Here is a 12,901-nt window from a genome sequence, read left to right on the forward strand (position 1 = left end):
CTGCGCCGATCTTTTCGCCCATCTCAGGCACCTCCCCTCAACAGAGCCTTGTATTTCGGTGTAGGGCCCTCAATGGAGTCCATGCCTATGAGATTCCTCGACCTCAGAACGACTACTTGCTTCAGTATTTCTTGAGGGGGAGCACCTATCTCTTCCGCCAATTCCTTTACTGAGAGGGGATTGGTCTTAGTCAATTGGAGGATAAGATTTCTTTCATAGTCCTCCTTTACCACCACTTCGGTCAGCTCATCCAGTTCATCAACGTTGATGAGGTCGCCGTAGACATTCCCTCTCTGAGTAAGATCCAATTCCTTGCCGCTGAGAAGCCTCAGCCTGTACTCTCGGGCAGTCCCAATAGCGGCGTCGAGCTTCACTTGAAGCTCCTCATTGTCCTTGACCGGGGATGGTCCAAGCTTCTTCAGGTACTTGACGAAATCGTCGACAACCTCGGCGAACCTCTCGCCTTCCGAGGCTGAGACAGGTTCTAACCTCAGCCTCCCTGGGTCAAGACCAACGAATTCCATCAACTGCCATGCCATCTCCACCCTCTTCTGCGTGTATATGTGAGCGGAGAGATTGCAGCAGTCCTCGATGTGACAACCCCCGATCAACACCCCATCAGCTCCCTCGCTGAACACTTCGAGGATTATGTGAGCGGTAATCCTGGTGCTGCAAAGCACCCTGATAGAGCGTATATTGGTTGAATACTGGAAATGACTCACGCCTGCCAGGTCAGCACCGGCATAGGCGCAGAAGTTGCATAGGAAACCAATGATCTTTGGTTCAAAGTTGCTCACTCCATCACCTCCTTGAGGGCCACACAGGCCTCGGCCAGGAGCTGAGAATCTGTGTAATGCATGAGGACGATTGCCCCCACTGGGCAGGCTGCTCCGCAGGAGCCGCACCCCTTGCATAGGGCAGGGTTCACAGACGCTTTCAGAGCACCTGTGGAGTCTTCTTTCATATCTACCGCACTGAAAGCACAGACCTCCTGGCAAATGCCGCAAGCCCTGCACTTCAATTCATCGATCACTGGAACCGGGGCCATCCCCTCTAACTCGCTCTTCGCGATTATGGTCATGGCCTTCGAAGCAACGGCCGCGCCCTGGGCGATGCTCTCGTTGGCAAGCTTCGGCCAATGGGCAAGACCTGCCATGTAAATACCTTCAGTGGAAAATTCCACAGGTCTTAACTTCATATGAGCCTCCTGGAAGAAGCCATCTTTGCTAAGGTGAATCTTTAGCATCCTTGCCAGCTTGCTCGAATCTTCCCTGGGTCTAATACCAGTGGAAAGGACCAAGAGGTCCGCATTGACAACCACCTCATCTCCGAGAATGAAGTCATTGGCGCTGACCAATAATCTACCATCTTCCATCTTGACCTCAGGCATTTCGGCATCAGGCATCCTTATGAACTTCACACCCAACTCGCAAGCTTCCCGATAGAGATCCTCCCTGAGGCCGTAGGTCCTTATGTCCTTACAGAAAACAAAGACATTTGAACCTGGGTTGCTCCTCATTACATTAATTGCATTGTTCATAGCTGTCGTGCAGCAGATACAGCTGCACATCGGATTGTCCTCGGTCCGGGAGCCAACACACTGGATCATGACCACATTCTTGGCCTCGAGAGGTTTCTCGGCCATCATCTCTGCCAACTCCAGCTGTGTGACCACACGGTCATCCTCGCCGTAGAAGTATTCCTGTGGTTGATACTCCTCAGCGCCTGTGGCCACAATGATGGCCCCAGCCTTTATCGGTCCACCATTGGTATTGAGCACGAAGTTGCCCACGAAACCCGCTACTTCCTCTATCTCTGTCTCAAGATGGACGGTCACCCTATCATTTGACATGACTCTGGAAATCATCTCATCCGCAGCTTCCCTTCCGGTTTTGCCGTCTTGCTTAAAAAGCACTCTATTCAAATGACCTCCAAGCCTGTCTGATCTCTCGATCAGATCGACCTCGTAGCCATTACTGGCGATCTCCAGGGCGGATGTCATTCCGGCGAGACCGCCTCCTATGACCGTGACGGAATGGCCAATTGGGAATGTGGGTGTTGTCAAAGGCTCAACCAGTCTTACCTTGGCCACTGCCATCTTAACCAGATCATTTGCCTTAGCGGTGGCCTTTCTCTTCTCATTCATGTGAACCCACGAGCATTGATCGCGTATGTTTGCCATCTCCAGGAGATACTGGTTCAGGCCAGCTTCCCTGATGCAATTCTGGAATAGCAGTTCGTGTGTCCTTGGAGAACACGAAGCGATCACTATCCTGTTCAATCTGTGTTCTTCGATCTTCTCCTTCATCAATTCAAGTGCGTCCTGTGAGCACGCATAAAGGAAGTCGGAAACGCTGATCACATCGGGCAGTTCCTTCGTGGCCTGTACAACCTTCTTCACATTGACCACACCACCGATGTTTCTACCACAGTGACATACGAATACCCCTATTCTGGGCTTCTCACCCTGCACATCCTTTTCTGAGGGGTAGTCCTTTCGAAGGATGGAGACTTTCTCCCGTTCGGTGACGGTCGAAAGCGCTTTAGAAGCTGTTCCAGACGCCTCAGCGACAGAGGCTGGTATGTCCTTTGGTGCTGAGAAGGTCCCACACACGTAGATACCATCCCTGGAAGTGGATAAAGGATCCCAGACGCTTGTGGAGCAGAATCCGTCCTTGTTGAGCTCGACGCCGAAAACCTTGGAGATTTCCCCGGCCGATGTGGTAGGGCAGACACCCACTGACAGAACCACAAGATCGAAGGTCTCCTCGACCAGTCTTTCACCATCGCTGTAGTGAACAATAAGGTTCTCGTCGTCATCCTCATCAATGGAGGCGACTCGAGTCCCTCGATGGATCACAACTCCTTCTTCCTGCTCCGCCCGGATACGATAGTCCTCGAACTCCTTGCCAACCGTCCTTACGTCCATGAAGAATATGTGCGGCTCCACCTTATTGAGGCGGTTCTTGGCGATCATGGCTGCCTTGAGTGCATGCATGCAACAGACAGATGAACAGTAGGTGTTTCCTACCTTATCATCTCTGGAACCCACACATTGGAGGAATGCAATTCTATTTGGCGCCTTCTTGTCAGATGGCCTTAGTAATTGGCCTTCATAGGGTCCAGCAGTGCTGAGGATCCTTTCAAATTCTCTGCTCGACACAACATTCTTGAAGAACTCATAGCCGTACTCCGTCTTCATTGAGGCATTGCATTCATCAAAACCAGGACAGAGTATCACTGAGTTGACTTCGAACTCGATCTCCTCGTCCTCCATATCAAAATTGATGGCGTCGTACTCACAGACCTTTGCGCATATTCCGCACTTCCCCTGTGTCAGATATAGACAGGTCTCTGGATCTATGACCGCGGTCTTCGGAACCGCTTGTGGAAATGGAATATATATCGCCTTTCTCGTAGATAGTCCAAGTTCCCAGTAATCTAGGACTCCTTTCACAGGACACTTCTCAATGCAGTCCCCACGACCCATGCATTTTTCCTGATCGATGTATGTGGCCTTCCTGAGAACCTTCACCTTGAAGTCTCCCTTGTCGCCCTCAAGCCCAATCACCTTGGAATGGGTTAGAACATTGATGTTTGGATGGCCATAGCAGTCAACCATTTTCGGAGCCAGTATGCATATCGAGTAATCATTAGTTGGGAAAGTCTTGTCCAATTGGGCCATCTTCCCACCAATGCTTGGATCTTCTTCTACCAGATACACTTTGACACCGACCTCGGCTAGGTCTAATGCCGCTTGAATTCCTGCTATTCCTCCACCAACAACAAGTACTGAGTTAGGCTCGTTGTCGGTCAAGCTCTTCCTCCCTTTTCTGCAATCTAGGTCCTCCCTGATTTCGTCCCAATAGCCCAATTGTGAGGGTCATGATGTTGAATCTCGCCCTCCCGTCTCAGATGGATGATGCTTCGTAAGAAGGCAAAATCCATCCGATAAGGTTTTAAAAGCCCATTTTTAAATTCCCAAAAAAGAACGAAGCTTCGTAGACATGTTGAAAGGAGCGACCTCCGGCTAGAGCGTGTGTCGTTTTCCCAACACGAGCCAGAGTTGAGTTTTCTCGTGGTCTCCATTCTCATTCCTCGACTCTTCGACTGGTCCTTGGAAGCTTGCCCAAAGGTCGAATTCCTCAGAAGGAATACGATTATGTCAGCAGTTCCGTCCAATTCCCATCACACCATAACCATCCTTACGATAAGCGGCAATGTTGGAACCGTGGGGCTTCCGTTGACATCTTCAAATTCCCGACTGGATATTAACCCAAAAGGGGATTCGATTTTCATAGGTGAAGCGTAACTCGGCTATTTGATATTTACTCCGAACTAGTTTCAGATTTTCATCCCGTATATTTTATTTCTCGTTTTCAAGCAACGAATATTTTCTATTAATTACACAATTGTTATGATATTCGTAATCATAAAGATAAAAATCAAGAAATCAAAGATTCGAATCAAGAATAAAACATAGGTGATGATTGATGATGTTTCTTGCTTTTTTCGAAATCATTTGCCCTTGACCTCGGATCTGATTTCTTGAAATGCGTATCAATCATATGTAATATGAAAAACGTAGAAAGAGATTTAATTCAAATAACCCTGCCGTTCCCTGTGATCATTCTCCTGGTTACCGCAACGGTTCTCGGGGCAATGGCCGCTGTGACGATCATCAGTCTAAGGAGTTACATGAATTCCAAGGAAGGATGCGACCAGGGGTCAATGGTCCCAAAACTCGACGGTATCACAAAGATCATTTGGAGGGGCAGGATCAGTAATCAAAGGCCAAGGGTGTTGGTAAACGGGCCCGAGGTGAAATCCCAAGTCTGCCAGATCTGTCTGGGAAGGATCAAAGAGGGTTCAAACCATCTGGAGTGTAATTGCGGCAGAACTTTTCACATCATCTGCCTCTCGCGCACGGGCTTCTGCCCTTATTGTCATGAACCCTATGAGAACCTGATACCTCAAACGGGAAACATTCAATCATTTCTGACATGCCCCCTATGTGGCATCAATCTAGAACCAGGATCAAGAAGATGTGAATGTGGTGCAATATTCCAGGAGGAAGGAGTTGACTTCTGCTGCCCCATCTGCGGGACCCATATCTCCGAGGAAAACACAGTCTGTCCCTATTGCGGGGAGATATTCGATTGCTATCGTCTCATCAATTGCCCTGTCTGCGGACTTATGATCGATGAGGATACAGAGGTCTGCGATTGCGGGGCGGTCCTTATTGATCGCTGCCCTGGGTGTGATGCCCCCCTGGGAGCGGAGGATAGGTACTGCATAAGTTGTGGCGCAGAATTCGAGTTCATTTGAATACCCTTCCTGAGCATTGTGGCGAAGAGAATGGATTTAAGTATTTCCAACCGTATTCGCCAACCCGAATTCTAAACATCTGGGATGGGAAATCATGAAATCCATCATTGACAGGGCATTGGAGGCTCACGAGGAATCTGTGGACGAAGAGGGAATTGAGCAACCTGGCCTTCCTATGGAGTCAGACGAAGAGCTAAGGAAGCTGGTAGAGTCTCTTCAGGTGAGCATAACAATCATGGGTTGCGGAGGTGGCGGTTCAAACACCATCCGCAGGATCAACGAAGCGGGAATAATAGGCGCCACGCTAGTAGCTGCAAACAGTGATGCCAAGCACCTACTTTCCATTCAGGCACCGAACAAGATACTTCTAGGCAGGACGATCACAAGAGGGCTTGGAGCAGGGGCGCAGCCGGACGTAGGTAGAAGAGCCACTGACGAGGCCAGAACTGACATCATGAGATTCATCCAGAACCAGGACATCGTGTTCATCACCGCGGGAATGGGCGGCGGTACGGGAACTGGCTCCGCTCCCTACGTTGCAGAGCTTTCCAAACGAACCAGCAGGCTTGTGATGGGTATTGTCACTCTCCCTTTCAGGGCTGAGGGGAAACTAAGAAGGGAAAATGCCCTCAGAGGTCTGGACCTCATGAAAGAATTCTGCGATACCACCATTGTTGTGGAGAACGACAAGTTGTTGGAACTGGTGCCGAAGCTCCCAATCGAAGCCGCTTTCAGGGTAGCTGATGAGGTTTTAATGCAGTCCATCAAGGGCATAACCGAGATCATCACCAAGCCCGCACTGGTCAATGTCGACTTCAACGACATGATGACCATCATGGAGAACGGCGGCGTGGCAATGATAGGTATCGGTGAATCAGATTCCAGCAATGGAAGGGTGGAGGAAGCGGTGTCAGAGGCCATGTCTTCACCACTCCTGGGTGACATCGATGTGAAATCAGCGAAAGGCGCGTTGATCCGTGTTGTTGGTGGACCTGATATGACCGTTTCCGAGGCGGAGAAGGCTGCCAGGCTCATAGGAGATCAGATCAACCCGATGTCAAGGATCATCTGGGGATGCGCTGTGGAGCCAGAGGTTGAGGGCACTATCAAGGTGCTGGTGGTCATCACAGGCGTAAAGTCACCCCAGTTCATAGAAAAAGGTACTATCCTTTAAGACCGGTGAATAGAGGACATGGTAGTCAAGGACAAGAGGGGTAGAAGGCGGTACATTGCCTTCGTCCTAACCCAAGGTGGCCCGATTACTAAGAGCGGGCTCATCACGCTCCTGAGGGAAGCATCCAGAGAGTATAGGATTGAAGAACCGAGGGTGATCGAATTCGATGGGACGAAGGGCATAGTGAGATGCGGCCACCTTCTAAAGGAAGAGACTCTGGCGATCCTCGGTTCCTTCAGTGAACGAAAGGATGGCATTGAGGTCAAGACATTGAGCACTTCGGGGACGTTGAGGAAACTGAGAGAGCAATACTTCAATTCAGAAAATTGACGAACCAGTTGCTAGCTGCTCTATCCATGGCATTACTTGGACAGGATAACGGGGGCTAATGCACCCTAGGAACTCAATCCAGCTACCCCACCGCAAGTAGCTGAGTCATTTTCTTTTATGTAAACCATGGACCTAATCTGGATTTCATTCAACCTCGTGATTAATAATATATAGCTAGTAAAGTAGATATTAACAATGTTCACAACACGAATGATACCTTCTTGTAATGGAGGAACGAAGGAATGGCACAAAGCAAGGAAGGGACGATAGCGATCTATATTTGCTCTGAACAGGACAAAATGTGTGATTTCATTGATCTTGAAAGCATCAGGGATATGCTCCTCCGTGAGAAGGACGTGGTCGATGTTCTCATACATCACCAACTCTGTGCCGTGGATGAGATCATCAAGATCGTGGAGAGATATCGAGAGCACAAGCCTGAGAGAGTCCTGTTGGGTTGCTGCCAGACCGCAACAAGTGAACGATTAAGGGAGTCATTGATAGAAGCTGGCCTGAACAAGTACCTCTATGAGAGGGTGAACCTCAAGGAGCTTGTCATGCTAGTCCATATAGACAGGGAGAGGTCGACTAGAAGGGCAAAATCCCTGCTGCTGAGCGGTTTGGCCCGCTTGCGGCGGGCCAAGCCGTTGGATGATATTGTCATGCCCATACGGGACAGCGTCCTCATCATTGGAGGCGGCATAGCCGGAATGGCATCCGCGAAGGCCATTGCTGACGAGGGTTTCAAGGTCTATCTGGTGGAGAAGGAAAAACGACTTGGAGGGAGAGCGTATCAACTATCTACCACCTTCCCAACCCATGAATGCGGAATATGCTGCATGAGGTACTGCAAGGAGTGTGTTCTTACTCCAAAGATACCAGAAATCGCAACACATCCTAATATCGAGGTTATGCTGAATAGTAATGTCACGCATATATCTGGGCGCTTTGGAGAGAGGCATATCGAGGTTGAATCGAATGGTGACATGCAAGAATTCGATGTTGGGATCATCATAGTGGCGACTGGCTCCAAAACCTTCGACCCCATTTCACTCCCAGAGTACAATTACGATAGGTTGGAGAATGTGGTGACCTCCATGGAGTTCTGCGACATCATGGCCAAAGCAAGCACCGCAGATTTCAGAAGGCCTTCCGACAACAAGATTCCCAAGGTTGTGAACTTCGTACTCTGCGTAGGATCCCGCGACTGCCATCGAGCCAACAACTACTGCTCCATAGTATGCTGCACATACGCGATCGGTTCGGCCAAGGAGTTTAAATTGGCCCACCCGGAGACAGAAGTCTACATACACTTCATCGATCTCAGAGGCCCATACAGGGGGTTCGAAACACTTCTTCTCGAGGCCAGGGAAGCAGGCGTGATATTCATCAGGGGACGTGTGGCAGAGATAATCGATGATGACGGCGAGATACTGCTCAGGGTGGAGGATGCAGACGCTGGAGAGCTCTTGAACATCCATAGCGATCTCGTGATCCTCGCCGTGGGTCAGGAGCCAAGCGTTGGTTCGGAGGAGCTGGGGAAGATGCTCCGACTGCAGGTTGACATTGACGGATTCTTGAAGGACTTCAACCCGATGTATCCTGAGGAGATTAGGAAGGGGATCTATGTGGTGGGTTGTGCCCAGGGTCCCAAGGGAATAAGATACTCCATCGACGACGCTAAGAGGACAGCATTCGAAGTCATTAACCTCCTGAACAAGGGTGAGATATCAATTGATAATCTTGTCGCTGAGGTCAATGAGCATACCTGCCGTGGGTGCGGTCGATGCGTGGAGAACTGTCCCTTCGAAGCCGTTGAGCTGGTGGAAAAGGGTGACGAGAAGATCGCCCAAGTCGATGAAATGGTCTGCGAAGGATGTGGTATCTGCTCGGTGGTCTGCTGCAACAAATCGATAACCATGAGACATTATACGAGAGACAGCCTGCTTTCCCAGGTTCGCTCGGTGATCAAGGAGGTCAGCTAATGGAGGGGGAGGCTTTCGATCCGGTCGTGGTCACATTCGCCTGCAACTGGTGCGGTTATCCCGCAGCGAGATTGACCGGAGTTCAGAACATCGATTATCCATCGGGAATCAAGATCGTTCGGGTGATGTGTACTGGGAGGGTCGATCCGGCCATGATAATGAAGGCCTTCGAGTACGGCGCGGACGGTGTGGCCCTCGTCGGTTGCCGCATGGACGAGTGCCACTTCCTTGAGGGAAACAAGAAGGCCAAAGAGAGAGTGGAAGCGATAAAGAAGATCCTCGATTACATCGGTCTTGATGGGGGTCGTCTGGAAGCTGAGTGGTTGGCCGCAGCCGAGACAAAGAAATTCGCAAAGCTCACTAACGACCTCGTCTCGAAGATAAAGGAACTCGGTCCAAACCCCATTCCGCGAATCGGTGAGATGGGTGAGGAGGAGGCTGTCTTCGACAAGGACGCGATCGATGATATTATCTCGAGCACCAGCGCCCACGACTGCGTGGAGTGCGGTAAGTGCACTAGCGTATGCCCGGTGGCCAGGTTCGATGAGGAGTTCGCTCCCAGGAGAATAGTGCTTCGAGCCCTTGAGGGAGTGTCCGACAAACTTGCCGAAGACAAGGACATATGGTCCTGCATCACCTGCGAGATGTGCAATGCTATGTGCCCCTACGAGGTCGATTACTCCGAGTTCATCAGGAGAATGAGATCGGAGGCCGTGCTGTTAGGGGGAAGGCATGATTCGATAATCAAGGAATGCCCCCAAGGTGGGATGCTGCAGAGCATGATGAGGATCATGGCATATACCGAGAAGCAGAATAGGCTCTCCTGGATACCTGAGGATGTGAGGATCCAGACAACGGGAGATGTCTTCTACTTCACAGGTTGTCTTCCCCACATGGACTTGGTGTTCAGAGACCGGGAATTGGACCTTACCCAGACCGCAGTGAGCGCTATCAAGCTTCTGAACCACGCTGGTATCGAGCCCGTGGTGAGCAACAACGAGGTCTGCTGTGGTCACGATCTCAATTGGGTAGGTGATGAGGATAGTTTCGAGCTGCTGATGAACAAGAACATCGAGGCCATTAAGGAGAGTGGGGCAAAGACGGTGGTCTTCACCTGCCCCGAGGGACTTAGAACCTTCGATATTGATTACAGGGACATACTTGGGGATCTGGATTTCGAAGTGATGCACATCTCGGAGTTCCTTCTGGAGCTTGCGGATGAAGGCGATATCGACCTCTCCTCGGACAACAGTGGAACAGTGACCCTTCACGAGTCCTGTAGGCTGGGCAGGCATCTGGGCATCTACGATCCGCCGCGAGAGCTACTGGAAAGAGCGGGGATCGAGATCAAGGAAATGGAGAACGTAAGGGACAAGGCCATCTGTTGTGGTGTCAGCTCTTTCGTGGCATGCAGCGAATCGGCTCAAAAAATGCAGCTCGAGAGAATAATGGAGGCCAAGAGGACTGAAGCAGAGACCCTTCTGACAGTCTGCCCCAAGTGCAGGATACACCTGAGCTGCGCGATCTCAAAGGAGATCCCTTGTGACCGCGAGTTGGTGGACATTCCTATCGAGGATTATACTGTGTACCTTGCTAGGCACTTGAACCTATGATGGACGAGGATTAGGACATCATGAGTTTAGAGACCCGTGAGAATTCACAATCCCTCCTCCAACCCTTTGTTCTAGGGAAATGTTCAACAATGATGTTATTCAATCAAATTGGAAATTCAGAAAGAATCGAATGACCCGATCGAACTCAATTGCTGCCCTTTTATTTGTGAAATAGTTGAGCGAAAACTCGGTCAATGGGATGCATCCCAGAGGGATGTCGAGACAATAGCTATATATTTAAGTAGTTGTTTAGGCAGATAGCGTAGCGAAGCCTATATGTGTAATTAATAAGGAGTGATGAAATGCAGCCAGGACAGATGGCATACGACAGGGCCATAACCGTCTTCTCACCTGATGGAAGGTTGTTCCAGGTTGAATACGCTAGAGAGGCGGTGAAGAGGGGTACCACGACTGTCGGCCTCAAATTCAAGGACGGCGTGGTCCTGATCGTAGACAAGAGAATTGCCAGTCGCCTTATGGAACCTAAATCCATTGAGAAGATATTCCGCATCGATGAGCATATTGGATGCGCCACTTCAGGATTGGTGGCCGATGCAAGGATCCTCGTAGACCAGGCCAGGGTGATCGCCCAAATAAGCAAGATCACCTATGACGAAAAGATGGGAGTGGAGGCCTTGGTAAAAAGGATCTGTGATTTCAAGCAGAACTACACGCAGTACGGTGGAGTTCGTCCTTTTGGCACGGCACTATTAGTGGCCGGAGTGGATGAACAAGGCGAGCACCTTTTCGAGACCGATCCAAGCGGCGCCCTCGTATCATACAAGGCAGGGAGCATTGGTGCTGGCCGAAACTCGGTCATGGAGGTCTTCGAGGAGGACTATCAGGAGAACATAGAGATGGAAGAGGCCATACTTCTCGGTCTAAAGGCTCTTCTGAAGGCGACCGATGAGGACAAGCTCAACCCTAAGGCGGTAGAGATCGGCATCGTGAGGAGAGACGAGAACTTCAGGCAGCTTGAGGAGTCTGAGGTAGAGTCCTACATCTCGAAGCTCGGCTCAGAATAAGGTGAAAATGGTCAGCATAGAGGACGCGATCATAGCCAGGTTGGACACACACGGTGAGACCTTCGAGGTGCTCATCGATCCTGATGTGGCTAGGGCATTGCGTGAGGGGGAGGATGTAAACCTCTCTGAACACATGGCCATCGAGGAGATATTTAGAGACTCCAAGAAGGGTGACCGAGCCTCCGATGAGAAGATGATGGAGATTTTCGGGACTTCTGATGTGCTAGCGGTGGCCAGAGAAATCATACTGAATGGAGATGTTCAGCTAACCACCGAACAAAGAAGGGAGATGCTGGAGGTGAAGCGGAGGCGCATCATCAACGAGATCGCCCGCAACGCGATCAACCCCCAGAACAATACTCCCCACCCCCCTCAGAGGATTGAACTTGCGATGGAGGAGGCAAAGGTTCACATTGATCCCTTCAAGTCGGTCGATGCCCAGGTCCCTATCGTGCTCAGTAAACTCCGACCGATAATTCCAATTCGATTCGAGAAGTCGAAAATCGCCGTGAAGTTACACGGTGATGACTACGGGCGTTGCTACGAGGACATAATCTTCTTCGGGACCATCCTGAAGGAGGAGTGGCAACCCAGCGGAGACTGGATAGGTGTGGTGGAGATACCAGCAGGCACGAGGGACGAATTCATCAGCAAGCTCAAGAATAAGACCAAAGGGAGTGTGGAGACCAAACTCCTGACCTGATCGCGACCAATGTTAAAATGAGGTTTACTCATGACTAATGATAATATGAACAGGGAGGTCCAGAGGCCCGTGAGGGAATTAGTTGTCCCCGGTGACCTACTGGACACAGGAAAGCTCAAGGCGGGCAATGGGACCTACGTCGTGGATGGGAACATCTACGCGTCCCAGCTAGGCATAAAGAGTGTTCGATCCAATTATGTGAACGTGATCCCCCTTGGAGGGAGATACATCCCCCATCAAGGAGACACAGTGATAGGCAAGGTAATCGATCTGGGACCATCCAACTGGCTGGTGGACATCAACTCCCCCTACCCGGCGCCCCTACATGTAAACGAGGTGCCCTGGAGGGTGGAGTTCGGGGACACGGCTAGATACCTCAATGTGGGTGATGTGCTTCTTTCCAAGATACTGATAGTGGACGAGACAAAAAGGGTGCAGGTCACCATGAAGGAGCCCGGACTTAGGAAGCTCCAGGGTGGCCAGATAATCGAGATCACCCACAGCAAGGTTCCCAGGGTAATCGGCAAGGGTGGATCAATGATCCAGATGATCAAGAGCTACACGAATTGCAGGATCTTCGTGGGCCAGAATGGTAGAATCTGGTTGGATGGGGAAATCGACAACATCGTGTACGCAATAAGGGCCATAAAGATGATAGAGGAAGAGGCCCAGACCATGAGACTCACCGAGAGAGTGAAGGAATATCTGGAATCCGTTTTTGGTTCTGAATGATTTGGTGATTT

General features: G+C 50.4%; 10 protein-coding genes. 8 read left to right on the forward strand and 2 right to left on the reverse strand.

All coding sequences use genetic code 11. The annotated features are described in order from the left end of the window. Positions 1-23 precede the first annotated feature (23 nt). Both GKC03_04180 and GKC03_04185 read right to left on the reverse strand, forming a co-directional pair. A complete protein-coding gene (locus tag GKC03_04180; GenBank protein ID NYT11733.1) occupies positions 24-914 on the reverse strand; it encodes a hydrogenase iron-sulfur subunit in 891 nt (296 codons plus the stop codon). Continuing rightward, positions 794-3,817, reverse strand: a complete 3,024-nt coding sequence (locus GKC03_04185; GenBank protein NYT11734.1) for a CoB--CoM heterodisulfide reductase iron-sulfur subunit A family protein — start codon at positions 3,815-3,817, stop codon at positions 794-796. The genes GKC03_04180 and GKC03_04185 overlap by 121 nt, the downstream gene beginning before the upstream one ends. Positions 3,818-4,623: 806 nt before the next feature. Between GKC03_04185 and GKC03_04190 the strand changes: the two genes are divergently transcribed. The 8 genes from GKC03_04190 (at position 4,624) to GKC03_04225 (ending at position 12,890) form a co-directional block, all read left to right on the forward strand. Beyond that, positions 4,624-5,328, forward strand: a complete 705-nt coding sequence (locus GKC03_04190) for a hypothetical protein (protein ID NYT11735.1) — start codon at positions 4,624-4,626, stop codon at positions 5,326-5,328. A gap of 94 nt (positions 5,329-5,422) precedes the next feature. Then, positions 5,423-6,502, forward strand: coding sequence for a cell division protein FtsZ (gene ftsZ / locus GKC03_04195; protein NYT11736.1), 1,080 nt, complete (start codon positions 5,423-5,425; stop codon positions 6,500-6,502). Positions 6,503-6,520: 18 nt separating this feature from the next. Beyond that, the gene (locus tag GKC03_04200; protein ID NYT11737.1) at positions 6,521-6,832 is read left to right on the forward strand and encodes a hypothetical protein; all 312 of its coding nucleotides are present in this window, start codon (positions 6,521-6,523) and stop codon (positions 6,830-6,832) included. A gap of 242 nt (positions 6,833-7,074) precedes the next feature. Next, complete coding sequence (locus tag GKC03_04205; GenBank protein ID NYT11738.1) at positions 7,075-8,817, forward strand: CoB--CoM heterodisulfide reductase iron-sulfur subunit A family protein; 1,743 nt, start codon at positions 7,075-7,077, stop codon at positions 8,815-8,817. Further along, positions 8,817-10,430: a hydrogenase iron-sulfur subunit gene (locus GKC03_04210; protein NYT11739.1), complete on the forward strand. Its 1,614-nt coding sequence runs from the start codon at positions 8,817-8,819 to the stop codon at positions 10,428-10,430. The genes GKC03_04205 and GKC03_04210 overlap by 1 nt, the downstream gene beginning before the upstream one ends. A 302-nt stretch (positions 10,431-10,732) precedes the next feature. Beyond that, the gene (gene psmA, locus GKC03_04215) at positions 10,733-11,455 is read left to right on the forward strand and encodes an archaeal proteasome endopeptidase complex subunit alpha (protein NYT11740.1); all 723 of its coding nucleotides are present in this window, start codon (positions 10,733-10,735) and stop codon (positions 11,453-11,455) included. A 7-nt stretch (positions 11,456-11,462) separates the two neighbouring features. Further along, positions 11,463-12,158 (forward strand): ribosome assembly factor SBDS, encoded by a 696-nt coding sequence (locus GKC03_04220; GenBank protein ID NYT11741.1) that lies wholly within the window; start codon positions 11,463-11,465, stop codon positions 12,156-12,158. Between the two features lie 45 nt (positions 12,159-12,203). Then, positions 12,204-12,890, forward strand: coding sequence for an RNA-binding protein (locus GKC03_04225; protein NYT11742.1), 687 nt, complete (start codon positions 12,204-12,206; stop codon positions 12,888-12,890). Positions 12,891-12,901: the final 11 nt, after the last annotated feature.

The organism is Methanomassiliicoccales archaeon (genome assembly GCA_013415695.1).
Taxonomy (GTDB): Archaea; Thermoplasmatota; Thermoplasmata; order Methanomassiliicoccales; family JAAEEP01; genus JAAEEP01.

What these genes read in the sequence shown, in the direction of transcription:
- GKC03_04180 (NYT11733.1), bottom strand. Translation starts at nt 914, where the DNA reads ATGCAAGGGGTGCGGCTCCTGCGGAGCAGCCTGCCCAGTGGGGGCAAT.
- ftsZ (NYT11736.1), top strand. Translation starts at nt 5,423, where the DNA reads ATGAAATCCATCATTGACAGGGCATTGGAGGCTCACGAGGAATCTGTG.
- GKC03_04200 (NYT11737.1), top strand. Translation starts at nt 6,521, where the DNA reads ATGGTAGTCAAGGACAAGAGGGGTAGAAGGCGGTACATTGCCTTCGTC.
- GKC03_04205 (NYT11738.1), top strand. Translation starts at nt 7,075, where the DNA reads ATGGCACAAAGCAAGGAAGGGACGATAGCGATCTATATTTGCTCTGAA.
- GKC03_04210 (NYT11739.1), top strand. Translation starts at nt 8,817, where the DNA reads ATGGAGGGGGAGGCTTTCGATCCGGTCGTGGTCACATTCGCCTGCAAC.
- psmA (NYT11740.1), top strand. Translation starts at nt 10,733, where the DNA reads ATGCAGCCAGGACAGATGGCATACGACAGGGCCATAACCGTCTTCTCA.
- GKC03_04220 (NYT11741.1), top strand. Translation starts at nt 11,463, where the DNA reads ATGGTCAGCATAGAGGACGCGATCATAGCCAGGTTGGACACACACGGT.
- GKC03_04225 (NYT11742.1), top strand. Translation starts at nt 12,204, where the DNA reads ATGAACAGGGAGGTCCAGAGGCCCGTGAGGGAATTAGTTGTCCCCGGT.